Annotated in this window: 18 protein-coding genes; 11 read left to right on the top strand and 7 right to left on the bottom strand. The window is 62.4% G+C overall.

Annotated features, from left to right (window positions below; genetic code table 11):
* The first annotated feature begins 30 nt into the window (after positions 1 to 30).
* The 7 genes from IPI01_05140 (at position 31) to IPI01_05170 (ending at position 10,021) form a co-directional block, all read left to right on the top strand.
* On the top strand, positions 31 to 528 hold the full coding sequence (locus IPI01_05140; GenBank protein ID MBK7257181.1) for a DUF4783 domain-containing protein: 498 nt from the start codon (positions 31 to 33) through the stop codon (positions 526 to 528).
* A gap of 6 nt (positions 529 to 534) precedes the next feature.
* On the top strand, positions 535 to 4,422 hold the full coding sequence (locus tag IPI01_05145) for a HAMP domain-containing protein (GenBank protein ID MBK7257182.1): 3,888 nt from the start codon (positions 535 to 537) through the stop codon (positions 4,420 to 4,422).
* Positions 4,419 to 5,156, top strand: coding sequence for a peptidoglycan editing factor PgeF (pgeF, locus tag IPI01_05150; protein ID MBK7257183.1), 738 nt, complete (start codon positions 4,419 to 4,421; stop codon positions 5,154 to 5,156). The genes IPI01_05145 and pgeF overlap by 4 nt, the downstream gene beginning before the upstream one ends.
* 55 nt (positions 5,157 to 5,211) lie before the next feature.
* Positions 5,212 to 7,050, top strand: a complete 1,839-nt coding sequence (gene glmS / locus IPI01_05155) for a glutamine--fructose-6-phosphate transaminase (isomerizing) (protein MBK7257184.1) — start codon at positions 5,212 to 5,214, stop codon at positions 7,048 to 7,050.
* 20 nt (positions 7,051 to 7,070) lie between these two features.
* The gene (locus tag IPI01_05160; protein ID MBK7257185.1) at positions 7,071 to 7,904 is read left to right on the top strand and encodes an SDR family oxidoreductase; all 834 of its coding nucleotides are present in this window, start codon (positions 7,071 to 7,073) and stop codon (positions 7,902 to 7,904) included.
* Between the two features lie 161 nt (positions 7,905 to 8,065).
* Positions 8,066 to 8,842 carry a FadR family transcriptional regulator gene (locus IPI01_05165; GenBank protein MBK7257186.1) on the top strand — a complete coding sequence of 259 codons (777 nt, stop codon included), beginning with the start codon at positions 8,066 to 8,068 and terminating at the stop codon, positions 8,840 to 8,842.
* 30 nt (positions 8,843 to 8,872) lie between these two features.
* Positions 8,873 to 10,021 carry a 4-phosphoerythronate dehydrogenase gene (locus IPI01_05170; protein MBK7257187.1) on the top strand — a complete coding sequence of 383 codons (1,149 nt, stop codon included), beginning with the start codon at positions 8,873 to 8,875 and terminating at the stop codon, positions 10,019 to 10,021.
* A gap of 35 nt (positions 10,022 to 10,056) precedes the next feature.
* Here IPI01_05170 and IPI01_05175 read toward each other — a convergent pair whose 3' ends face one another.
* From IPI01_05175 to IPI01_05190, 4 genes are all read right to left on the bottom strand, one after another.
* Entirely contained in the window at positions 10,057 to 11,199 is a 1,143-nt protein-coding gene (locus tag IPI01_05175; GenBank protein ID MBK7257188.1) for a DUF2961 domain-containing protein, read from the bottom strand.
* A gap of 11 nt (positions 11,200 to 11,210) precedes the next feature.
* The gene (locus IPI01_05180; protein MBK7257189.1) at positions 11,211 to 12,143 is read right to left on the bottom strand and encodes a substrate-binding domain-containing protein; all 933 of its coding nucleotides are present in this window, start codon (positions 12,141 to 12,143) and stop codon (positions 11,211 to 11,213) included.
* Between the two features lie 240 nt (positions 12,144 to 12,383).
* A complete protein-coding gene (locus IPI01_05185) occupies positions 12,384 to 13,355 on the bottom strand; it encodes an ABC transporter permease (protein ID MBK7257190.1) in 972 nt (323 codons plus the stop codon).
* Positions 13,339 to 14,940, bottom strand: a complete 1,602-nt coding sequence (locus IPI01_05190) for a fucose isomerase (GenBank protein MBK7257191.1) — start codon at positions 14,938 to 14,940, stop codon at positions 13,339 to 13,341. The genes IPI01_05185 and IPI01_05190 overlap by 17 nt, the downstream gene beginning before the upstream one ends.
* A gap of 186 nt (positions 14,941 to 15,126) precedes the next feature.
* Between IPI01_05190 and IPI01_05195 the strand changes: the two genes are divergently transcribed.
* Entirely contained in the window at positions 15,127 to 16,170 is a 1,044-nt protein-coding gene (locus IPI01_05195) for a GHMP kinase (protein MBK7257192.1), read from the top strand.
* 8 nt (positions 16,171 to 16,178) lie between these two features.
* On the top strand, positions 16,179 to 17,237 hold the full coding sequence (locus IPI01_05200) for a PrsW family intramembrane metalloprotease (GenBank protein MBK7257193.1): 1,059 nt from the start codon (positions 16,179 to 16,181) through the stop codon (positions 17,235 to 17,237).
* A 37-nt stretch (positions 17,238 to 17,274) separates the two neighbouring features.
* Here the strand turns inward: IPI01_05200 and IPI01_05205 are convergent, their stop codons facing one another.
* From IPI01_05205 to IPI01_05215, 3 genes are read right to left on the bottom strand one after another with little or no spacing between them, the layout of a single operon-like run.
* A complete protein-coding gene (locus IPI01_05205; protein MBK7257194.1) occupies positions 17,275 to 18,429 on the bottom strand; it encodes a hypothetical protein in 1,155 nt (384 codons plus the stop codon).
* A complete protein-coding gene (locus IPI01_05210) occupies positions 18,429 to 18,971 on the bottom strand; it encodes a D-lyxose/D-mannose family sugar isomerase (GenBank protein ID MBK7257195.1) in 543 nt (180 codons plus the stop codon). The genes IPI01_05205 and IPI01_05210 overlap by 1 nt, the downstream gene beginning before the upstream one ends.
* A 43-nt stretch (positions 18,972 to 19,014) precedes the next feature.
* Positions 19,015 to 20,499 (bottom strand): sugar ABC transporter ATP-binding protein, encoded by a 1,485-nt coding sequence (locus IPI01_05215; GenBank protein ID MBK7257196.1) that lies wholly within the window; start codon positions 20,497 to 20,499, stop codon positions 19,015 to 19,017.
* Between the two features lie 160 nt (positions 20,500 to 20,659).
* On the opposite strand from IPI01_05215, the gene IPI01_05220 reads away from it, so the two are divergent.
* Together IPI01_05220 and IPI01_05225 are read left to right on the top strand one after the other, a co-directional pair.
* Positions 20,660 to 22,693: a hypothetical protein gene (locus IPI01_05220; protein MBK7257197.1), complete on the top strand. Its 2,034-nt coding sequence runs from the start codon at positions 20,660 to 20,662 to the stop codon at positions 22,691 to 22,693.
* Complete coding sequence (locus tag IPI01_05225; protein ID MBK7257198.1) at positions 22,687 to 23,808, top strand: hypothetical protein; 1,122 nt, start codon at positions 22,687 to 22,689, stop codon at positions 23,806 to 23,808. Before IPI01_05220 ends, IPI01_05225 begins: the two co-directional genes overlap by 7 nt.
* Position 23,809: the final 1 nt, after the last annotated feature.

A 23,809-nucleotide genomic window follows, 5' to 3' on the forward strand; every position in this document is an offset into this window, starting at 1 on the left:
TTTTTTGCATCGCTTCAGGAAGGCCGGAACGTGTTCTCGATCATGCTGTACATACTGCTGTTGGATGTGTGGAGTCCCGGAGTCCCTCCGGCCGGACAGGCCGAGGGCGCCGGGGCTCTGCCGCAAGGAACACCCTCCCAATTGCGTAGATCCCTCCTGCCATCCCGTGGCAAGGAGTCCGTGGCAGCCGGTTCGCGCGAGGTCTTTTCCGCCGTGGAGCAGGGGTTGGCCGCAGGCAATGTTGAGCCGGTGGCAGCGTACCTGGACTCCCGCGTCTACATGCAGCTCCGTGGTTCGGAAGGCGGCTATCATTCTTCCACCCAGGCCTACTACATCCTGTCGGCGTTTCTCAAAGCACGCAAGCCATCCTCGGTCGCCTTCACGACCTACGGCGAGACCGATGGGGCCCCGTACGCGACAGGTGCTGCATCATTCATCACGCGCGGAATGCGTGAGGACCTTCAGATCTATGTCGCGCTGCACCTGTCGGGCGACCGCTGGGTGATCACTCACCTGAACATGTACTAGGATCCCATGCTCGCTGGCAGTGTTCCCGGGGTGTCATCGCCGCTTTCCACCCGCCGCAGGCGTGAGGTCGCGTTCGTTGCTCTTTTCGCACTCCTGTCCCTCGGTGCCTGGGCCTTCCGGACGTATGAGGGCTCCTCTTCGCCTGCGCGCTGGGCCGAACTGGCGGAGACGCGGTCGCAAGAGCATTTGCACGCTGCCGCGCACGCGTTCACCGATCTCCAGCGTACATCCCGCGAACTGGCCGACGAGGTAGGAGCGGTCCCGGCGGTCATCATGTACCTGAACGGCGAGACCACGGACCGGCGTCCACTCTTCGACGCCGTCAGGAGGATCGCGGCCTCGTCCGGCACCGGGGTCGAGGTGTACGATTCACAAGGCGAACTCGCCGGGTGGAGCGGACAGAGCGGTGATGAAGGGCGGCGGGAGATCGGACTCGCGCTTGCCGGCCGGACGTGCTCCTTCGTTTCCCGCAATGCGGTCTCATCCCAGCTCTTTGTCGCGGTGCCCGTGCGGCATGATGCACGCATCATCGGCGTCATCGTCATCCGCCAGACGATCGAGGTCGCCTCGCCGCTCCGCAACCGGTTCCTCGGCCGGGAAGGGCTGGCTGAACGGGTCTCGGATGCCATCGGCGTCCCTGTGGAATTCGTGTTTCCGCCCGATACGATCAGTGCGCCGGACACTCTGTGGCGGGCTATGGCTCTCGTTGGCATCGACAGTGTTCGTGTTGGTGACGTGCGCGTTGCCGCGACATCGGGGCCGGGGCTCGGCGATCAGTGGTATGCCCTCTTCACGGATCTCATCTACGCCCTGGCCGCGATCGCCCTCGTCGGCATGGCCGTCCTTCTCGTGCGGTGGCTGATGGAGCGCGCATCGCCTGTACCCCGAACGGTGGGGATCATGGCGGTCCTCTGGTCCGTGCGCTTCACCCTGCTGTCTCTCGATATACCCGGTCGCCTGCTCGGGACCGCGTTGTTCGATCCGATCGTGTACGCCTCCATGTTCGGCGGAGGGCTCGCACGATCCCCGGGAGATATGCTGTTCACGGTGGTAACGCTCCTGCTCACCTTCGTTCTCGGGATCCCCTCGGTCTCGCGTGCATACTACAGAGATGCTGTGGCGCGGAGGCCGTTCGTGGTCCGGCTCTTCGCCTCGGTGTTGTCTGCAGCGCTCATCTTCCTGCTTGTACGCGGGTTCGCCGCAGCGGTGCGCAGCATGATGTACGACTCTACGTTGACCATCGGGGACCCGGCGCTTCTCCTGCCTCCACCGGTCATGGGGGTGCTGCTGCTCAATGGCATCCTGCTTGCGGCGATGCTGAGCGGGGTAGCGATCGAGATCGTGCATGCCCTTGTCCGCTGGGTCCGCTGGACGGGAACGGCCCTTCTGGGTGCGGCAGGGATCGCGTTGTACGCGCTGCAGGATGAACCGCTCATGTCCGTGCCCATGCTCGCCGGGTGGCTCCTGGTCGTCGTGATTGTTCTGCGCATGAGCAACGAGGGTGGTGGCCGGTGGTGGTCCCTCGCCGGTCCGAGTCGCTTCCTCGCATTCCTTGTGTGCTCGGTGATGCTGCTCCTGCCGGTCCTCGATCTGCATGTCCGCGAACGCGACCGCAGCAAGATCGAGACATTCGCTGCGGAGGTCATCCGGCCCGTGGACGGCTGGTTGAAGTTCATCGTTGAAGACGGGCTGCAGCACCTGACATCGGTGGTCGGCACGTCGGCAAGCAGTGCAGACGATCCGGCGCTGGCCCTGCGTGCCTGGGCGCAGAGCGCTGCGTGCCGCGAAGGGTACTCTTCGATCTTCGAAGTGCTCGATCCCGATGGGAATACCGTAAGCAGGTTCGCGATCGGTGGGCAGACCGGGGTCGCAGAACAGGTTGGAGGGTCGGTGCCGCTCGATACAGTGGGTGTGCTCCGGGTCAAGAGTATCGGCGATGGGGTGAGCGCTGTGCGCGTGTACGCCGGATCCGTTCCTGTCGGCGCAGGGTCGGAACGTTTTCCGGTGCATGTTCGCGTGACCGTGGCCGCCGGGGAAGAGCAGCTCTTCCGCGGTGCCAACCCTGCGGTGCTTCGCGGCCTCTCCCGCGAGACCCTGGAGTCGTTCTATCGACCGATCACCATCACGGAATACCGTGACGGGCTCTTCCTCCGGTCCACCAACAAGGCATTCCCTTTCACCCATGTCTTGCCGCAGGACCTCCGCGAGACGTTACCCGTGCTGACTCCGCCCATGACATGGCGGAGCGAAGCGATCGGCGGGACCCACTATGAGACCTTCTACGCGGTCCGCGGTGACGAAGGCCGGAGCGTTGTCGGACTCAGTATGGAAGAGCAACCGCTCATCATGCGTCTGGTTGGACTCGTGAAGGTCGTGTTCGTTTACGTCCTTCTCCTGGCGTGCTGGGGCGGGGTGCTCATGTTCCGGAAACTGCTTGCCGGACAAGCGGTGCAGCTCACATTCAGGGACCGGCTTCTCGGGATGATGTTCCTTGTGACCCTCCTGCCGCTCGGCGTGCTCCTTGTGTACAGTCAACTGGATGTGCGCGATCGGATGATAGAGAACACCGCATTGCGGCTGGAAGATCAGACCTCCGGCATCGCGCAGGATATTGCCGGGATCGGGGAGCACGCGGATGCCTCTTCTGAATTGGAGATACGGCCCGACCGTGTCGAACTGATCGCGTCGAACACGGGCACGGACTTCAATATGTACGTGGGGAATGAACTCCGGATCAGCAGCCGCCCCGAACTCTACACGTCAGGGCTTCTCGATCCACGGATCAGCGGGAGCGCGTATGCGGAAGTCGTGCTCGGGGGCAAGTGGTTCTGGGTGGAAACGGAACACATCGGGCAGTTCCGGTATGTGGTGGGCTACCGTCCGGTGATCGACGCTGCGGGTGGCGTCATCGGTGTTGTGTCGGTGCCGACCGTGTTCAGGCAGGATGAGATGGACCGTGGCCTCGTGGCACGGCATGCCGTGTTGTTCGGCGTGTACGCCGTGGTGCTCCTCGCCATGCTCATCATCACACCGGTCCTTGCACACCGGTTCGCATCGCCGGTTCTCCGACTCACATCCCTTGCCCGGGAGGTGGGGAAGGGGGATCTGGATATCAGCGGCCGCCTCCCCCGTGCGGATGGCGAGATCGGGGAGTTGGTGCATGCCTTCGATAGCATGACCCGCGAGATCGCGCGGAGCCGGGATTCGCTGGTGAAGGTGGAGCGGGAACTGGCGTGGAAGGAGATGGCCCGGCAGGTCGCCCACGAGATCCGCAACCCGCTCACGCCGATGAAGCTGTCGATCCAGCACCTGCGAAGGACGTATCTGGATGGCGCCCCGGATTTCCCCGAGATCATGGAGCGGGTCACACGCACGACGATCTCTCAGATCGATGCGCTCGGACGGATCGCGGCCGAGTTCGCGTCGTTCGCACGCATGCCCCGGCGGATCGTGGCCGCATGCGATCCGGGCGAGATCGTCCGCGAGGCCGTGGCCCTCTTCCGGCAGGATACTGCGGTGCAGTTCGAGGTGCAGGTGGATGCCCCTCTGCCTCCGATCCAGGCCGACCGCGAGGAATTGCGGCGTGCGTGCATCAATATCATCCGGAACGGTGTCCAGGCGATGGGGGGCACCGGCACGATGGAGGTGCGTGTGAGTGCTGCGCCCGGACTCGTGCAGGTCTCGTTCACCGATCACGGGCAGGGGATACCGGATGATGTGAAACCGAAGCTGTTCCAGCCAAAATTCTCGACGAAGACCGACGGGATGGGTTTGGGCCTTGCGATAGTGAAAAAGACGATCGATGACCTCGGGGGGACCATCACCATCGAGAGCGCGATCGGGAAAGGAACGACCGTGGTGATGGAGATACCTGCAGGGGAGGTGCCCGTATGATCCTGCGCCCGGCGCTCGCCGCCGACGATGATCGATTGGTGTGTGCGTTGAGCACAAGGATCGGCGGTGTGAGCGGAGGGTCCTTCGGGATGAACCTGTCATTCTCCGTCGGGGATGATCCCGCCGCCGTCGAGGAGAACCGACGGCGGTTCTTCGGGGCAGCGGGCGTGCCCCTGGACCGGGTTGTCTTTCAGCGGCAGGTGCACGGCGACACGGTGCGCCACGTACAGGCTCCGGGGGTCATGGATGCGACCGATGGGATCTGCACGGCGACCGCGGACCTGTATCTGTGTGTCACCATTGCCGACTGCGTTCCGGTCTTTCTGTACGATCCGGAAGCTCAAGCGGTTGCCGTGGTTCATGCCGGCTGGCGGGGCACGGTTGCCGGTATCGTGTCCTCGGGAGTGGCGGCGATGGTGCGGGAGTTGGGAGCACAGCCGGCCAGGATCAGGGCCTATATCGGTCCATCCGCAGGGGTCTGCTGCTATACCGTCGGCGAAGAGGTCTTCTCCCGTTTGCCTGCTTCCTGTGTTATCGAGGCCGGAGACGGCCGGAAGGCGGACCTCAAGAATGCCAACCGGGAATTGTTGATGGGATGCGGTGTACGCGATGAGGCGATCATCGTGGATAGGGCGTGTACCATTTGCGGATCGGACCTGTATCATTCCCACCGGCGGGAGGGTGCAGCATCGGGCAGGATGATGGGGGTAATCGGCCTCCGGCGCGTTGGTTGATTTCCGGTACCGAAATACATATGTTTAGGTTTCTCCACGACGCAGGGGGTGACAGATGTGCGGTATTGTCGGCTATATTGGCACCCGGAATTGCGTTCCGGTCATCCTTGAAGGCCTCCGCCGCCTCGAGTACCGGGGGTATGATTCCGCCGGCATCGCGCTGGTCCGGGACAAGGAATTCTTCATCCAGAAGAAGGTCGGGAAGGTCTCCAATCTGGCCGCCGCGTTGGGCGAAGAGGAGGGGACGCTCTTTGCAACCCTCGGGATGGGGCATACCCGGTGGGCGACCCACGGTGAACCCAGTGATACCAATGCCCACCCGCACTGGGACCAGAAGAAGCAGATCACGCTGGTCCATAACGGGATCGTCGAGAATTATCAGGCGATCAAGACCAAGTTGCTGCGCGACGGGCACACGTTCCTTGGCGCGACGGACACCGAAGTGCTGGCACACCTGGTCGGTGTGATGTACGAGGAGTGCCGCGACCTTCCAACGGCCGTTCGCCTTGCGCTGTCGGAAGTGGATGGTACCTATGGCCTCGTGGTGATCGCGAAGAATGACCCCGGCCGCATCGTTGCGGCACGCAAGGGGAGTCCGCTCCTGATCGGGGTGGGCGACGGCGAGAATTTCATTGCCTCCGATGCTTCAGCGATCGTCGAGCATACGCGCAAGGTCGTGTATCTGGATGACGGGGAGGTGGCGGACATCACCACCTCGGGCGTCAGGACCATGACGATCGACGATGTGACGGTGCAGAAGACGATCCACCAGGTGACGCTCGAACTGTCGCAGATCGAACGTGGCGGGTACGATCACTTCATGCTCAAAGAGATCCACGAGCAGCCGGCGACGATCCTCAACGCCATGCGCGGGCGTTTGCTTGTGGAAGAGGGGGACGTCAAGCTGGGCGGCCTCCAGAACATCATCGGCAAGCTGCTGAGCGCCCGCCGGTTGATCCTGACCGCGTGCGGAACCTCGTGGCACGCTGCGTTGGTGGGCGAGTACATGTTCGAGCAGATCGCCCGTATCCCCACGGAAGTCGAATATGCTTCGGAGTTCCGGTACCGGGACCCGATCGTGAACATTGACGACGTGGTGTTCCTGATCAGTCAGAGCGGTGAGACCGCGGATACGCTCTCGGCACTCCGTGATGCGAAGACCAAGGGTGCCACGGTGCTCGGTATCGTGAACGTCGTCGGCAGCAGCATCGCCCGCGAATCGGACGGAGGCGTGTACGCGCATGCCGGGCCCGAGATCGGCGTTGCCTCGACCAAGGCCTTCACGTCGCAGTTGACGGTACTGGCCCTGATCACCATCCTTCTCGCGCGCGTGCGGGGGATGTCGCGTGAGCGCGGGCAGATCCTCGCGCGGGAACTCGCCACGTTGCCGGACAAGGTCGAGACCATCCTGAAAGAGACGGAGAAGATCAAGAAGATCGCCGAGGAGTTCAAGGACGCGAAGAACTTCCTCTACCTCGGCCGCGGGGCGAACTTCCCTGTCGCCCTGGAGGGTGCGCTGAAGCTGAAGGAGATCTCGTACATCCATGCCGAGGGGTATCCGGCCGCGGAGATGAAGCACGGGCCGATCGCGCTGATCGACGAGAATATGCCCGTCGTGTTCATCGTGCCCAAGGATGGGATCTATGATAAGGTGGTGAGCAACATTCAGGAGGTCCGCGCCCGGCGCGGCCGCATCATCGCGGTCGCCAATGAGGACGATACGGATATCGAGGAGCTCGCGGAATTCGTGATCCGGGTGCCACGCACCTACGGATTCTTCGGCCCGATCCTGAACATCATCCCGCTGCAGTTGCTGGCGTACTATATCGCTGTCGCGCGCGGGACCAACGTGGACCAGCCGCGCAATCTGGCAAAGAGTGTCACAGTAGAATAGATGAACCACAAGGAGAACGCATGAAGCAGGAAACGCATTTCAAGCCGAATGAATGGGCGCTGGTGCTCGGCGCATCGAGCGGGTTCGGCGGGGCGGCGGCGGTGGAGTTCGCACGCAACGGCATGAACGTGTTCGGTGTCCACCTGGACCGTCAGGCGACGATGCCGGCGGTGCAGGCGGTGATCAAGGAGATCAAGCACTACGGCCGCGAAGCGGTGTTCTTCAATATGAATGCGGCTGATGCGATCAAACGGAATGAGACGCTGGACGAGATCCAGGAGCGGTTCGCCGCCAATTCGGGGAACACGATCAAGGTTCTCCTTCACTCTCTGGCGTTCGGCACCTTGAAACCGTTCATCGGCAAGAAGGTGGAAGATACTATCTCCCAGGCCCAGATGGAAATGACCGTGGACGTCATGGCGAACAGCCTGGTCTACTGGGTGCAGGGACTCGTCATGCGCAACCTCATGAAGAAGGGTGGACGTGTCTTCGCCCTGACCAGCTCCGGCGGGCATAGTGTGCTCCCGAGCTATGGTGCGGTGTCGGCGGCAAAGGCAGCCCTTGAATCCCACATCCGCCAGCTCTCCATGGAGCTCGGCCCCCTCGGTATCACCGCGAATGCGATGATGGCCGGCGTGACGGATACCCCGGCCCTCCGGAAGATCCCCGGTGCCGTGAAGATGCTGGAAGTGGCGCAGGCGAAGAACCCCGGCGGGCGCCTCACGACCCCCGAGGATGTCGCTCAGGCGATGGTCCTGTTGTGCCAGATGGGCGGCGCCTGGGTCTCCGGCAACGTCATCGGCGTGGACGGCGGGGAGGATATCGTCAGCTACGTCGGACAAAAGAACCACTGATCTCCCTCCCCCTAGCGGGGCGAATGATCGGTGGAAGGTTTCCGGGCGGTGCTGGTGTGCGGGGGATGTCCCTGTGTGCCGCACCGCCCCGGTATTATGGGCGGCAGGTCACGCCGTTCATCATCCTGCTGTAGTAGGCCACGAAGGAGTCCACGCATACCATGTCGATGCCCTTCACACGAATTGAGCGCCCCGCGACCTTGAGCCAGGAGATCGTGGATACGATCGAAGGTTCGATCCTGTCGCATGGTATCGGTGCCGGCCAGAAGCTCCCGACGGAACAGGAGCTGTGCAAAGCCTTCTCTGTCAGCCGGACGGTGGTCCGCGAGGCCCTGCGGATGCTGAGCGCAAAAGGGCTGGTGAGCATCCGCAAGCGGACAGGGATCTTTGTCAACGCATTGTCTTCGCGCGATGCGACGGCGGGTGTCGGCATGTATCTCACCCTGAACTTCGACAAGGACTATATTCTCTACGTATTCAATGTGCGGCAGGCGGTCGAACCGACGGTCTGCCGCTGGGCCGCGGCCAACCGGACGCCGGCGAACATCTGGGCGATGGAGAAGCACCTGCTTATGATGGAGGATCTCGAGCCCGGGGACCGGGTCACCGAGTACCGCCTGGACCAGGAGTTCCACCAGATGATCGCGGATGCCACCCGGAACCCCGTCGTCCCGCTGATGATGCAGCCGGTGTACGCCCTTATCCCGCGCATCCGTGGCCTCGTGCATGCGCACGCGCCCGAAGCCAGGGGGAAAGAGGTCGAGGAATACCGCAGGATCCTGCAGGCGATCCGCCTGCGGGATGAGGACGCTGCCTATCACGAGATGCAATTCCATATCAGCAATGCTGCCCAGCAAGCGAATGCCGTGGTGGATGCGCTGGACGCCGAGGCAGCCACGAAGGTGTCCGGAGCCACGGACACACGCAGCACGCAGTAGTGCTGGTGCCATACGAACAGGATCCCCGTTATGATCGTTGTCATCGACAGTAAGAATCCCTTCCTCGCGGAAGCGCTCTCTCCGGCATGTGAGGTGCGCGTGCTCCATACCCCCATGATCGATGCGGACCATCTCCGGGAAGCCGATGCGGTGATCGTCCGCTCGGAGACGCATGTCGGGCCGCGCCTTCTGGAAGGGACGCGTGTCCGGTTCGTAGGGACCGCGACGATCGGTACCGACCATGTGAATACGGCGTGGCTGCAGGAGCAGGGGATCGGATTCGCCTCCGCCCCCGGCAGCAATGCGGATTCGGTGGCCGGGTACATGGCGGCAGCGCTTCTTGTCGCAGCGGGGAAGACCGGGCTCTCCCTGCATGGAGCGACGCTCGGCATCGTCGGTGCCGGTAATGTCGGCTCACGCGTGGCCAGGGTTGGCCGTGCTCTTGGAATGCAGGTCATCGTGAATGATCCGCCCCTGGCGCGCGCAACCGGCGATCCACGCTACCGCCCGCTGGAGGAATTGATGACAGCGGATGTCATCTCGCTTCACGTGCCGTTGACGGAGAGCGGCGACGACCCCACGCTGCATCTCTGGGATGCCGCGCGGATCGCACGTATGAAGCGCGGAAGCATGCTCTTCAATACGGCACGGGGTCCCGTTGTGGATGGCCACGCGCTGAGTGGGGCGCTCATCTCCGGACATCTTCGCGGGGCCGTTCTGGATGTCTGGGAGCGCGAGCCATCGATCGACGTGGGGTTGCTCGGCCATGTCCTTCTCGGTACCCCGCACATCGCCGGCTATTCGCTGGATGGAAAGATCAATGCTGCGCGGATGATGTTTGAGGCACTTGTGGCGCACTTCGGACTCGGGCTCACATGGCCGGAGCCGCACGGCGTGCCTCCGGCCTGGAATGGCGAGGTCTCCGTGCACAGTGCGCCGGACGAGCACGGGGTGCTGCGTGGAGTGGTGACCCGGTGTTACGATATCGAGCAGGATGATGCCCGTTTGCGCCTGACGGAACTGCTGGCGCCCGACGAGAGATCGCAGGCGTTCCGCGCATTACGCGCGCAGTATCCCGTGCGGAGGGAGTTCACGGCGACACGGGTGAAGGCAGCAGGCGCATCACCCGCGGTGGTGCAGGCATTGCGGGAACTCGGGTTCACCGTGACGGAGGCCTGAGAGCCCGGCGTCCGTCACGGTGTCAGGATCGCGACTCACTTCACCTCGAGCACATCGCGATCAGGCAATGCCGGGAACGGGGCATGCGGTTCGGTCTGGTACCAGAACGCCACGGATGCAATATCGTCCTGGAGCGGGAGATAACGCCCACCGGACCTCCATCCGAGCGCCTGGATCGTGACACGCAGGTCCCTGTCGAACCGGATAGGGTCCATGATGTGCCAGCGGTACAGTCCGAACCGTTGCTGCGACTGATACAGCCCATCGGGCCGGATGACCTGCGGGAGGCCTGCATAGGGTGTGGTGAACTCCTGGTACTGATGGGTCTTCTGGTTCTCGAAGTTGTATGAGCCGCAGAAATAGTCCTCCGTCCCCGTACCGCAGATGGTCGGGAACTCGCCATCGCCGTCGAGATAGAATTTGATCTCCCCTTCACCCCACCACCCTGTGCTGTTGACCCCCCACGCCATGTACGTGCCGATATACTGCCCCCATCCCTTCACGCCGTCGAGCAGTGTGTACACCGACTTGTAGGGCACGGGGTTCACCCGGCGGAATTGGGCGTGGAAGTACGCGGCATCCTTCGGCACATCGGTGAGCGTGTAGTTCACCTGGTAAAAGAGCGTCATCTCTTCATCGGCGATGTTCTCGACCGTGATCCGTGCGCGCTTGCGGAAAGGCATCTCCCAGTAGCAGTTGAAGGCACTCCCGGGGTTCACGCAGATGGCGAGTGAAGAGATCTGCGCATACTGTCCCCATCCGCATGCAAAGAAATCGCCGATGGGAGCCTCGACGGACGGCGTCTGTTCGTCATCCCAGTAGATGCGCATGATCGTGTACCGCCAGTTCCCCGTGGGGGTCATCCAGATCTGCTGGATGGCACCTTCGCCCGGGATGTCCGCGACGGTGAATGTTTGCTTCGGCTTGATACGGACACAGGGTGCGATCTTCCAGGTCTTCCCCAGGTCGCGTGCGGCGTTGGCGCCCGTCCCTTCCGTCGCCATGCCTCCCTTGCCCTTCTCCCCGTCCGGGTTTTCGGCGCTGATCGAGCGCGTCTTAGCCCGTGACAGCCGCGACAGGTTGCCCAGCCCCATGCCGAGCCCGTTGAACTGCTCTTGTGCGTTCATACCGTCTCCGATGACCATGAGAAGGATAAGAGTGACCAGTGTGCGTCGCATGATGTGCTCCTTCAGTTGGACAGCCACTCGCCGCCACCGGCGAGATTGTCTTTGGTGAAGACACGGGACCGCAGGGTGACTTCGCGGGGAGCGGTCTTGCCGGAGAGGATGAGCAACGCGTTCTCGATCGCTTCACGCCCGCCGGTAGGATACTCGAAGGATGCCGCGAGAAGCCCCTGCTTCACATACATCTGTCCCTCCTGGGGGAGGGCATCGATCCCGACGAACACCATCTTCTTCTCCCGTCCCGCGGCGCGGGCTGCGAGGTAGGCACCGTGGGCCCCGGGGTCGTTATGCGCATAGACGAGGTCGATGACGGGGAATCGGGCGAGTGCCGATTCCATCTCCTTGCGGGCATTGGGCTCCAGCCATTTCATGTCCGCTTCGAAGATGATGTCGATGCCGGTCCCCTTGATCCCTTCGCGGAAGCCGGCGTTCCGGTCCTGTCCCGGGGTGGAGGTCATGAGCCCCTTGAGTTCCACGACCCTCCCTTTGCCGCCGAGCAGTTTCGCGATCCAGGCGCCTGCTGCCTTGCCGATGCGTTTGTTGTCGGCCCCGATGAAGCACGTGTACTCGTTCCCGAGGACGCGGCGGTCCAGGACGATGACAGGGATCCCCTTCTTGAATGCCGCGCTCACGGGTTTGGTCAATGGCGCGGCTTCCTTCGGAGAGATGATGATCAGATCGACGCCGGCGCGGATGAACTCTTCGACGTGGGCTCCCTGACGGAGATTATCGTTCTGGGCATCCTTGAAGATGACGGTGAGTTCAGGATGTGCCTCAGCAGCCTTTTTGATATCGGCGTTCATCTGGACGCGCCACGGTTCGCCGAGATTGCACTGGCTCATCCCGATCGTCCACCGGTGCTGCTGGCCGTAGGAGGGGAGGGAGATGGTCGCCGTGAGGAGGATCGTGAAGAGCGTGAGACAGGTGAGGTGTTTCATAGGACCTTCTCGTTGGTGGAAGGGATGAAGTATTCCGTCTGCCGGGACATCCGTGGGGCGGTGCATGCACCGCCCCTACACCGGACACTGGTCGATCATGGAATGCATCCTGGTGGTACCTTGTATCCGTGCCATGATATGCACCGCGCTGCAGACGTTCCGGTGGGACGATGCGTCCATGCAATGATCGGCGCCGCACATTGCGTTTGTAGGGGCGGTGCATGCACCGCCCTGGTATGGTCACGGGTTGCGCTGCAGCAATACCGCCCCGAGAATGATCACGCCTGTGAGCATGAGGCGCATTTCTTCGCCGACAGCATTGATGCTCAGGATCTTTTCGAGGTACCCGATGATGAGCACGCCGAGCAGCGTCAGCCACACCGATCCGCGGCCACCCTGCAAGCTTGTGCCGCCGATGACAACCATGGCGATGGCGCTGAGTTCATAGGTCGATCCCGCTTCGGGATCGCCCTGGAGTTCCTGCGCCGCCTGGCAGATGCCGGCCACGGCACAGAAGAGTCCGCTGAGGCCATAGGCGAGGACCTTGGTGGCTCCGACCGGGATGCCGGCGTAGCGGGCCGCTTCCTCATTGCCTCCCACGGCGAAGAGTTCCCGGCCCCAGGTCGTGCGTGAAAGGAGGATGCCGCAGAGGGCCAGGGAGACCAGCATGACGATCGTGACGACCGCGACATTGTCGCCGGCGATCCGTGCACCGATAGCATCGAAGAGCGGCGGGACGTCGACGTACGCATAAGTGCCATCCGGACGCTGGACCGCCGTGGAGATCTTTTGTCCGCCGGAAATGAACTTCGCCAACCCGCGGGCGAAGACCATCATGGCCAGGGTAGCGATGAACGGTTGCACGCGAAACCGGGCGATCACGGATCCGGACACGACGCCGCAGGCGAGTCCGAGCGCCAGGGTGATGCCGATGGCAACGAAGGCAGGCAGGCCCAGATGGATCGAGAGGAGGGAGAAGACGACGGCACAGGCTCCGAGGATACTGCCGACGGAAAGGTCGATCCCTCCGGCGATGATGACGAGGGTCATGCCGCATGCAAGGATGCCGAACACCGAGACACCCCTGAGCATGTCACGGTGGGTGTCCCACTGAAAGAATGCACCATCCGCATGGAAGAGCGCTCCTACCGCCAGCACGAGTGCCAGCGAGAGGAGCGCTCGTATCACGGGATGTTTACTTGCCGACGCCACAGAAGTGCACTTTCAGCCCGAGCTCGCGCATGGCAGCAGCCTTGGCGAACATCGCCTTGCGTGCCCCTGCAGCATCGGGCGCGTACACGACCTGGATGTGATTCGCCTTGTGCTTGGCCATCATCTGATCGCGCGATACCCCCTTCAGGACGGCATGCATGATCGGCCACTGCGGGGTGGTCTGGTTCCAGCGGTCCTGTGTCTCCTCGATGGGGAGCGGCACGACCTCGCCGAGCCCGAGATCGCACTGCAGGCGGTCATCTGCGACATACACGCGGCTCCAGACGATGCTGCCGGGTTTGCTGATGCCCTTGACCGTAGAACCGCCGAGGCGGAAGTACATGGGAGGCTGGCGTTCGCCCACCGTACCGGCAAAGCCGTCGACGAGGTGTGCTGGCGGTACCGCACCGGAGATCTCCAGCACCCACACGAATCCCCGCACATCACCATCCTTATAGGAACGCCCCCACCGCACATCGTGCAGCGTGTTCTCCGGCGGATAGCCGAGTTCGCGCCACAGCCCATACGTGACCAGGCCATCGAACCCTGCGCATTCATCCACTTCATTGAAGTGGGGGAGCGCCTCGCCGGCATAGAGTACGTCGCCGGTCTTCTCGTGACGCACAGGCGGTCGGTCAGTGTTGTTCAGCAGGCCTTCGGCAAGATCGGATGCCGGCGCAAGATCCTTCAGCCCCTGCTGATACTGGATGCCGATCGTCGAGCAGCCGAACTCGTCGGCGATACGCACTGCCGCGATGTACATCTTGCACTGGCCCAGGACCTGTGCCTCGGTGAGATCCGTGGCTTCATTCGGGCCGTACGTGAACTTCATCCCTTTCGCCAGGATCCAGTCGTACACCTCGCGGGCTTCGGCGTCGGAGACGGTCAGCATCTTCGCATACAGGGAGGACTGGCTGAGGCGCTCCTTGAAGATACCGGTCTTGAACAGGAGTTCATCCGGGATGATGGCATTGTACATGCCCATGCATCCTTCGTCGAAGATCCCCATGATCGCCTTCTTCTCGCGGAACGCCTTCGCGAATTCGACGCCGACCTTCTCGGCCTGGCCGGGGATGCGTGCTTCTTTGTACGGGATGGCGTGCGAGGTGTCGTGCTTCACTCTGCCCTTCTTCAGCCACTGGGCAAGCCCCTTCAGGAAGAAGCTGTCGGTGAAGTCCTCGCTCCACAATGTACTGTACTCCACGCCGGCCTTGGTCAGGGAGCCATTGAGATTGAGCATGCCCACCAGCCCGGGCCACTGGCCGCTCCAGTTGGCGACGGTGAGGATCGGGCCCTTGTGCGTGATCAGACCGGGGAGCACGTGGTGCGTGTACTGCCACACGGCTTCGGCGACGATGACCGGCGCTTTCGGGGGGATCGACCGGAACACCTCCATGCCATACTTCTGGCTGTCGATGAAGCCGTGCTTCTTGACGGGATCGTAGGCGTGGGCACGGGTGACCGACCCGCCGAGTTTTTCGACGGCGGCGATGACCTGCTGCTCCATCGCTGCCTGTGCGGCCTCGCATTTCTGATTGGCGGAAGCGCGCAGGTCGCCACTGGCGACAAGATAAATGGTTTTCATGATTCCTTGATCTCCGGGGTGATCGGCACTTTCAGTTGCAGGACCGGGGTCCTGGCGTTCCATTGGTTGGCACTCGGGTAGCAGAGTCGTCTGCGAAAAAGTACGGAATTCTGGTCGGAAACTCAACTTGAACTTTGGAAGCGCTCTGTCTACATTATATGATACACTTACCATGAGCCCTCGTCCATGAACAGCCGCACGCCTCTTCGGGTCATCAATAGCGTCGCCCCCATACGCATCGTCGATAACGGGGGGTGGACGGACACCTGGTTTGCCGGCCACGGCAAGATCTTCAATATCGGCATCTATCCATATGCGGAGGTGCAGGTCGAGGTCTTCGCCGCCGACCGTTCGCATGATCGGGTGATCATCCAGGCCGAGAACTACGGTGACCGCTACGCGATGTCACCGGAGGGTCAGGCGTGGACGAAACACCCCTTGCTGGAAGCGGCCATCCAGTATATGAAAGTGCCGGCGGAGCTGTCATTGGAGGTCACGATCTTTTCGGAGGCCCCGGCGGGTGCATCGACCGGAACATCGGCCGCTGTGTCGGTGGCCTTGCTCGGAGCGCTGGACAGGCTTACGCCGGGGCACATGACCCCGCATGAGGTCGCCATGGCCGCCCATCATGTGGAGATGGAAATGTTGCATCTCCAATGTGGCATCCAGGACCAGCTCTGCTCCGCCTATGGGGGGATCAACTATATCGAGATGCAGAAATTCCCGTGGGCATCGGTGTCCCAGATACAGGTCCCGAACAGCATCTGGTGGGAACTTGAACGCCGCCTGGTCCTGATCTTCCTGGGCCGTTCCCACGATTCCACCGAGCTGCACAAGAAGGTGATCCGCGAACTCGAACATGAAGGGCCGGGCTGCCCCCGGTTGGAGGCACTGCGCGGCACGGCAGAGATGTCGCGGGATGCGGTGTATGCCGGTGATTTCGCTGCGTTCGGCCATGCGATGGTCGTGAACACGGAAGCGCAGTCGCACCTCCATCCGGACCTGGTGAGCGCGGATGCCCTGAAAGTGATCGAGATCGCGAAGCGGCACGGAGCGATCGGGTGGAAGGTGAATGGCGCGGGCGGCGCGGGGGGATCGGTGACCCTCCTTGCAGGCGATGTGTCGAGCATGAAACGCAAGATGATCCGGGAGATCGAAGAATCCGACCCGCTGTTCCGGAATATTCCTCTGTACCTGAGCCGGTATGGCCTCCGCACATGGGAGGCCTGACGCGCACGATGCTGACTTCGCTGCTCGCCGTCTCTGCCGTCGTTCCCTCCGCGCTCCTCGTGTGGTACTTCCATGCGCGCGATGCCTATCCCGAGCCGCCGAGGGTCCTGTGGACAACGTTCGGCCTCGGCGTCCTGACGGTTTTCCCGATCCTCCTCATCGGTTACCCGTTGCAGCATGCCGTGGCATTGGTGCCGAACCCCATCGCCTCGAGTCTTCTCGGCGCACTCTTCGTCGCCGCGATCCCCGAGGAGTTCGTGAAGCTTCTCGTCCTCCTCGGCTACAATATGCGCCACCGTGCCTTCGACGAACCGATGGATGGTATCGTCTACGGCGTGGTCGCATCGCTCGGCTTCGCGACGTTGGAGAACATCCTGTTCGTCTTCGGGGGAGGCATCAGTGTCGCCGTCTCGCGGGCGTTCACGGCCGTGCCGTTGCATGCGTTCGTCGGCGCGATCATGGGCTACCATGTCGGACAGGCGTGGCGCCTCCCCGCGGAGCGCACACGCTACATCCTTCGTGGCTACGGTTTCGCGGTTCTCCTGCACATGCTCTATGACTTCCCGCTGATGGCGATGGCCGAAGTGGAGGAGGTCTGGACGGTCTTCGCCCTGGGTGTGTTCACGCTCGTTGTGTTGTTCGGCTGCTGGATCTGGACCCTCCGGCTGGTGCGGCGCCTGCGCAGGGAGCAACTCGCCCATGGCCCGGCACTGGCACTCCCTCGTAGGTCATCCGGTGTCCTGGTATTCGGTGACGGTGATGATCAGGATCTCCCGCCTGCCACCGCGGATCTGTCCGGTGCCCCCGATGCTGCGCCGGCGGAGTCGGATGCAGCGCGCGTCCGCCGGCGCATCACCGGGATCATCGTCAGCGTCGTGGGAGGGCTCGTCGCGTCATTCGGCGGGATGGTGACGTTGGGGCTGATCCTTGCATTTATGATCGGCGTGGTGCGCACGGAGCACATCGTGGATGTGGTGATCGGAGGGGTCGTGAGTGGCCTTGCCCCTCTGGCGATCGGCGTGGTGGTGTTCAGGAAGGGTGTGCGGTGGATGAACAGGCGGCAATGACGTGCGAAGGGCGTGCGCCCTTCGCACGTCATACCTTCTAGTAGACGCACTTCCTCGCTTCATCCGCGAACGCCTCGAGCAACGGCGACTTCGCATCGAAGAAATGATCGGACGGGCAGAGGATATACCCACCCCCCGGCCCCGCCGCGTCGAAACATGCACGCACCGCCGCGCGCGTTTCCTCCGGCGTGCACTGGTTGAAGTACTCCTTCTGGTCAAATCCCCCGATGAAGCAGACCCTGTCGCCGATCCGCCGCTTCGCTTCGCGCAGGTCCACATCCGCCCCCATGCCGGGAGGCGTGAACGTCTCCATGGCATCCGGCTTCATGTCCGCGAGCCGCTCCAGGAACGGCATCATCCCGCCACACGTGTGATACACGATGCGCTGCCCGGCGGCATGCGCGGCGTCGATCAACGGCGCATCGTAGGGCGCGACGAATGTGTCGAAGATCTTCGGCGAGATCACGGTGGAGGACGCATCGCCCCCCCCCAGCTCGGAGACATCGATCTGTGCACCCTGCATCGAATCAATGAAGACGCGCTTCCGGTCCATCAGGATCTTCAGCAGGGCATGGACCCATTCCGGATCGTCATACGTTGCCATGATCAGGTCCTCGATCCCGTACAGGACGGAGGCATCCTGCCAGCACCCGGGTTGCCCGTACACATCGAAACAGACGACGGTTCCCCGGATCAATCCGCGTTCTCCGTACGCGGCGGCCTTCGCGTTCACGGCATCGACATCACACAGCGGCTTCGTCGCAAATTCCCCGATGATGTCGATGTCGCTCTTCTCTTTGATGAGCCGCTCGGTCACCCACGATGTATAGTCATTGCTCTGGAGGACAAGCGTCAGGTTCTTCTTCGGCGTGTGGAACGTGTACCGCACGGTCTTGTACTGCGGATCGGGGAGCTCTTCGGTCGTGATGCGCCAGTTGTCCGAGGCGATCCGCCGCGGTTCCAGATACCCGGGCGTGTGATCGGGGTCGTAATAGTCGCCTGTCCCCGGGGCCGGTGTGTGATCGAAGACCCATTGGATGGGGTCCATGCCGAACATGTCGAAGAACGCGTCGTTGGAAATGCCGTTCAGATATTTGTCCAGATAGTACGGCATCACATGGTGCGTGGTCACCGGCAGACGGTCGGGGACCTGCCGGTTGAGGACTGCGAGAAAGCGTTGCTTGGATGTCATTATTCGATCACCGGGATTCTCTTGATTTGGGGGTCCGTGAAGATGTCACTTTCATCGTCGCTCGAGGAAGAGAACTCCGAGACGACCGCTCCTTGAGGCCCGGACTGGAACCAATGCAGGGTGTTCGATGGGAGCGTGTACTGTTGGCCGGGCTTGAGCACGATCTCATGCCAGACGGTGAATACGTCTTTCTTGTCCGCGGGCACTTTGCCTTTCGGGCGGCGGGCCGGTGGGCCTTCGAGATACAGGTACACCACGCCCCAGCGGCAGCGGAAGGTTTCGCGCTTCCCCGGTCCGGTCCGGGCGTGGGGAGGATGACGGTGTTCGGGGCAGATCTGGCCGGGGAACATCACCAATTCCTTGGCACAGTACCGTTCGTTGTTCTCGTACACGACCAGCTCCAGGCCGAAGTGGGCGATGTCGTCCAACCCGAAATCCGCGACCTCGATGTTCCGTGCCTCCTGCGGCGTGACGGGCAGGTGCGCCTTCTTCAGATACCCGAGCGCGCGTTTCTGGTGTTTGCGTAGTTCGGAACGTGTCATGATAGTGGCCCTTGTTGTGTTCCTGCGATCTCTGCTGACAATTCTATGCGGCAAGTCCGGACATCATTCTGAGCAGGTGCTCCTGATCGGTATCCTGCCTGTGCACTTCGCCGACGATCCGTCCCTCACGCATCACCAGGATCCGTGTCGACAGCCGGAGCAATTCCGGCAGCTCGGATGAGATCAGGATGATCCCCATTCCCCGACCGGCCAGCTGCTCGATCGTACCGTGCAGAGCACTCTTCGCGCCGATGTCCACCCCGCGGGTGGGTTCGTCCAGGATGAGCAGATGTGCCTTGCCTGCCAACCATCGTGCAAGCACGATCTTCTGCTGGTTGCCCCCACTCAGATGCCCGACGGGGGTCTCGAAGTCCGGTGCCTTGATGGCGAGCGCGCGAAACGATCCTTCCAGCATCCCGGTCTCCTTCTTCCTGTCGAGGAACAGGAACCGCCGGAGTGACCGGAGGAGCGGGAAGGAGTGATTCATTCTGCATGAAAGCATGAGGGCCAGGCCCTGCGCTTTCCGATCCTCCGGGACAAACCCGAGTCCTGCGTCAATGCGCCTTCCCGTCGGGAGCCCCCGGAGTGAATGGCCATCGATGCGTACATCCCCGGTGGCTGCGCGGTCGAGCCCCATGATCGCGGCCGCGAGCTCACTTCGCCCGGCACCGACGAGTCCGGCGATCCCTACGATCTCTCCCCCATGCACGGTGAAATTGACATCCGCAAACCTGCCCTCCGATGTAAGGTTCTGGACCTCGAGGATGCTGCCCCCGGGAGCCGGTGCGGCGGGGCGGGGAAGATGTGTGTCGAGCTCCCGGCCGATCATCATCGAGACGATCTCTCCTTCGGTCGCCCGATCGCGCCCCAGCGACCCGATGAACTTCCCGTCACGCAGTACGGTGATCGTGTCTGCAAGCGCGAACACCTCCCTCATGCGGTGCGAGACATACAGGATCGTCGTGCCGCGGTCGCGCAGTTGCCGGATGAGTGAGAACAGATGGCCCGTTTCCGCCTCCGACAACGAGCTTGTCGGCTCATCAAAGATCAGGATCGACGCGCCTGTGCCCACGGCGCCTGCGATCTGGACCACCTGGCGGAGTGCGACCGGCAATGTGCGCACGGCGGCCCGGGGGTCGATCGCCGAACCCACATCGGCGAGCATGGCCTTCGCCCGGGATGTCATCTCTGCCGGGTCGATGAGCGGCCTCATCCGGACGGGATAGTTGCCGAGGCAGAGATTCTCTGCCACGCTCAGATCCGGGCAGAGGGCCAGTTCCTGGTGGACCATGGCGATCCCTGCATGGCGCGCATCGCGTGGTGAGGTGAAGCGGCGCGGGGTTCCGCCGAGGAGGACCTCGCCATGGTCGGGCCGGAGGATCCCGGCGAGGATCCTGCCGAGCGTGGATTTTCCCGCCCCGTTCTCACCCATGAGTGCATGGACCCGGCCGCGTTCGAGTGAGAACGAGACGCCGTCGAGTGCCGTCGTGCCGCCGAAGGTCTTGCTGATGGAGGTGAAGGTGATCACGTTTCCGCAGATGCTGATGTGATGTCTGCAAAAATGTAGCAAGAAGAGACACCAAGAGCAACGCGAAACCTTGCTTCGTTCGTTGCCATTTCGTAGCATACACGATATCGCCATTTCAGAAAGAGAACCATGCGCCCCGCGTATCACACGGTCACCGCACTTGCTCATTTCATTACTGGTCTTCTGCCCGGTCGCCAGCGGGCAGACCCACGCCTTTGCCAATCCAGGATTTGAGGAGGGCAAGGACGGCCTTCCCCGATGGTGGAGCGTCTCGATCGCTCCCGACGGGGAGAACCGGTCCTTCCGGGATACCACCATCGCGCGCTCAGGCATCGCCAGCCTTCTCATCGACAACAAAGGGCCCGGGAGCAGTGTTGCAACTTCCGTTGAAGTGAGTCTCACCATAGGCCATCTGTACCGGCTGTCCGCCTGGGTCCGGACCGCGCATGCGGCCGCTGATCCGACCTCCCGCTATCCCACGGCCCTGGCTGCGACCATTGGCATGCGATCATTCCCCTTCACCATGAGCTCTCCTGCGGTGGCAGGGACGCGGGAGTGGACACGGGTCGAGGTCCTCTTCTTTGCCACGCGTGCCACGGACCGCATCGCGCTCCATCTTGGCCACAATGGAACGGCGACGGGGAAGGCGTGGTTTGATGATGTCCTCCTCGAGGAAGTGAACGATATCAGTGCGTACATCCCGCCGGAGACCGTGAAGTGGTTCGGGCCGGCATTCCGGTACACGGACAAGGGGTGGATCAACGTGCACATCGAGGGGAAGCCGTACGAACGGGGATATCAGTACGGGACGCTGCTTGCGCCCGAGATCGTTGCGTACATGGAAAAGCTTGCGGTGCGCCAGAACGGCGACAATCCGCGCGCCGGATGGAATGACCTGCGCACGATGACCGACGCGCTCATGCTCCGCCAGTACGATCCCGAGTATCTCGAAGAGATGCAGGGCATCGCCGATGGTGCGGCAGGGGCCGCTGCCAGGATCCACGGCCGCACGGTGAACCTGCTGGATATCGTCACCATCAATTCCGCGGTGGACCTCAGCCAGCTCGGCAGCGCACTCGCCGAGACCGCGCATCCGCTTTCAGGCAGGAGTTTCCGGAAGGATGAGGAAGAAGCGCGTGCCGCGGAGCGGCTGCACAAATGCTCCTCGTTCCTCGCCAACGGCAGTGCGTCGCGCGATGGCCGGATCGTGTTCGGACAACTCTTCATGTGGAGCGGGTACACCGGCGTGCATTGGGACGTGATCTGTGACGTCCAGCCGGCGAAAGGGCATCGGCTGGTCTATCAGACCTTTCCCGGGGGGATCCACTCCGGTGCGGATTTCTATATCAACGATGCCGGCATCATGATCGGTGAAACTACCGTGATGCAGACGCCCTTCGACATCACGGGGGAGCCGCAGTCATCGCGTATCCGGAAGGCCGCGCAGTACGCCTCGAGCATCGATGATGTGGAGCGGATCCTGACGACGGGGAACAACGGTCTGTATACCAATGATTGGCTCATCGGCGACACGAAGACCGATGAGACCGCGATCCTTCTCCTCGGTACCGCCACCCACAAACTCTGGCGGAGTTCAAAGAAGGACTTCCCCGGTGCAACGGATGGCTTCTACTGGAGCGTGAACAATGCCAAGGATCCCGGGGTGCGGGGAGAATATATCCCGGATCCCTCCAATGCCCCGTTCGATGTGGTGTACGGAAATGTGAACCGGGACATCGCTTTCTATCAGTATTACCAGCGGCACAAGGGTCGGATCGATGAACTGGATGCGGTCAACGTCATGGCCACCTCGCCGATCAACCGTCCGCACGCATGCGACGGAAAGATCACGAACTCGACCCTTGCGTCACACATGATGTTCCTTGCGCACTATGGCAAGGTCACGCTCCGGGAGAAGATCGTGGACAAGAACAGCCGTCTGATGCCCGATCTTCCCAATGCCCTGCCGCATCTGACGCTGGGATACACGGTGATCAATCCCGTGTATATCGCTGATCAGTTGAAAGGGAAGAGGCAGGCCGCCATGCCGGAGGTGAAGAAGAGCACGAGATATGCCGAGGTCGAATCCGTGTACACCGTGGCAAAGAAGGGCCTCTGGATGAACACGGTACTCCCTGCCACAGAGGCGACAACTGGTTCGTCAGCGGGACCGCTTCGTACTGGCAGATGCTGAACGGGCTCGCGCCGGATGTGTCCGGAGCCGCTACCGGCTCGAGCGATGCGTTCGCAGACCTCAGTTGCCGGCTCCAATACACGATGGACCACGAAGGATCGGTCGCCCCTGTGAATGCGCGAAGGGTGTACGACCGCTACGGGCACTACGTGATCCCGCGCATCCGCGGGACGTTCGCCCTGCACCAGCTCCGGTTGATGATGGGGAACACGGCATTCCTGACGTTGATGCGCAGCGTGCACGACCGGTACAAGAGCAAGACGATGTCGACCGCACAATTCCTGGATGCCGTGCAGGCGGCCGGTGGTGCCGGTCCTGCCGCGGCTGTGCGCCAGTGGCTCACGCGCGATGACCTCCCCGTGCCGGTGGCGTCCGCTACAGTGGCTCAGGCAGGCGATGCATGGACGCTGAGAGTGCGGGTGCAACAGTCGGGAACGCCGTACACGTTCACTTCTTCCGTGGCGATCGAAACCGCGGGTGATACGGAATGGAGACCGGTCGTGGTCACCGGGCCGGATCAGGAGTTCCTGTTCACCACGAAGAAGAAGCCCCTGCGCGTCGTGTTCAATCCGGGGAATGACATCCCCGTCCGCCGCGAGAACAACGCGATCTACGGGAATCTCTTCGATGATTTCAGCACGGCACAGATCGTGTACGGGACCGGGCGGCAGACGGAAGCGAACCACACACTGGGCCTCCGGTACCAGACCATGATCGCGGATCAGTTCGTGGAGTATCTGTTGCCGCTGCGTCAGGATGCTGAGATCTCAGGCGGTATGATGAAGGAACACGACCTTGTGGTGCTGGGCGGTGCGGCAGACAATACCCTCGCCGACACGCTTGCGCGTGCGGCAGGTATCGAACTGGGCCGCAATTCCTTCCGTTGGATGGGGAAGACGTATGCGGAGGCCGACGAGGGGCTCTTCATTGCGCTGCCGAATCCCTTCGCGCCGGGGAGGATGGTCTATCTCTTTGCGGGCAACAGCGCCCTGCAGTTGTATCAGATGACGAAGCGCCACCTGTCGCTGCCAACCTGGGCGGTCTTCAAGGGGGAGAACGCCGTGCTGCGCGGGTACCTCGATCCGGCGGCCGGGGCCCTCTCGCTCCAGGAATAAG

It is taken from the genome of Ignavibacteriota bacterium (assembly GCA_016707525.1).
GTDB lineage: Bacteria > Bacteroidota > Ignavibacteria > UBA10030 > UBA6906 > JAGDMK01.

What these genes read in the sequence shown, in the direction of transcription:
- IPI01_05145 (MBK7257182.1), top strand. Translation starts at nt 535, where the DNA reads ATGCTCGCTGGCAGTGTTCCCGGGGTGTCATCGCCGCTTTCCACCCGC.
- pgeF (MBK7257183.1), top strand. Translation starts at nt 4,419, where the DNA reads ATGATCCTGCGCCCGGCGCTCGCCGCCGACGATGATCGATTGGTGTGT.
- glmS (MBK7257184.1), top strand. Translation starts at nt 5,212, where the DNA reads ATGTGCGGTATTGTCGGCTATATTGGCACCCGGAATTGCGTTCCGGTC.
- IPI01_05160 (MBK7257185.1), top strand. Translation starts at nt 7,071, where the DNA reads ATGAAGCAGGAAACGCATTTCAAGCCGAATGAATGGGCGCTGGTGCTC.
- IPI01_05165 (MBK7257186.1), top strand. Translation starts at nt 8,066, where the DNA reads ATGTCGATGCCCTTCACACGAATTGAGCGCCCCGCGACCTTGAGCCAG.
- IPI01_05170 (MBK7257187.1), top strand. Translation starts at nt 8,873, where the DNA reads ATGATCGTTGTCATCGACAGTAAGAATCCCTTCCTCGCGGAAGCGCTC.
- IPI01_05175 (MBK7257188.1), bottom strand. Translation starts at nt 11,199, where the DNA reads ATGCGACGCACACTGGTCACTCTTATCCTTCTCATGGTCATCGGAGAC.
- IPI01_05180 (MBK7257189.1), bottom strand. Translation starts at nt 12,143, where the DNA reads ATGAAACACCTCACCTGTCTCACGCTCTTCACGATCCTCCTCACGGCG.
- IPI01_05190 (MBK7257191.1), bottom strand. Translation starts at nt 14,940, where the DNA reads ATGAAAACCATTTATCTTGTCGCCAGTGGCGACCTGCGCGCTTCCGCC.
- IPI01_05195 (MBK7257192.1), top strand. Translation starts at nt 15,127, where the DNA reads ATGAACAGCCGCACGCCTCTTCGGGTCATCAATAGCGTCGCCCCCATA.
- IPI01_05200 (MBK7257193.1), top strand. Translation starts at nt 16,179, where the DNA reads ATGCTGACTTCGCTGCTCGCCGTCTCTGCCGTCGTTCCCTCCGCGCTC.
- IPI01_05205 (MBK7257194.1), bottom strand. Translation starts at nt 18,429, where the DNA reads ATGACATCCAAGCAACGCTTTCTCGCAGTCCTCAACCGGCAGGTCCCC.
- IPI01_05210 (MBK7257195.1), bottom strand. Translation starts at nt 18,971, where the DNA reads ATGACACGTTCCGAACTACGCAAACACCAGAAACGCGCGCTCGGGTAT.
- IPI01_05225 (MBK7257198.1), top strand. Translation starts at nt 22,687, where the DNA reads ATGCTGAACGGGCTCGCGCCGGATGTGTCCGGAGCCGCTACCGGCTCG.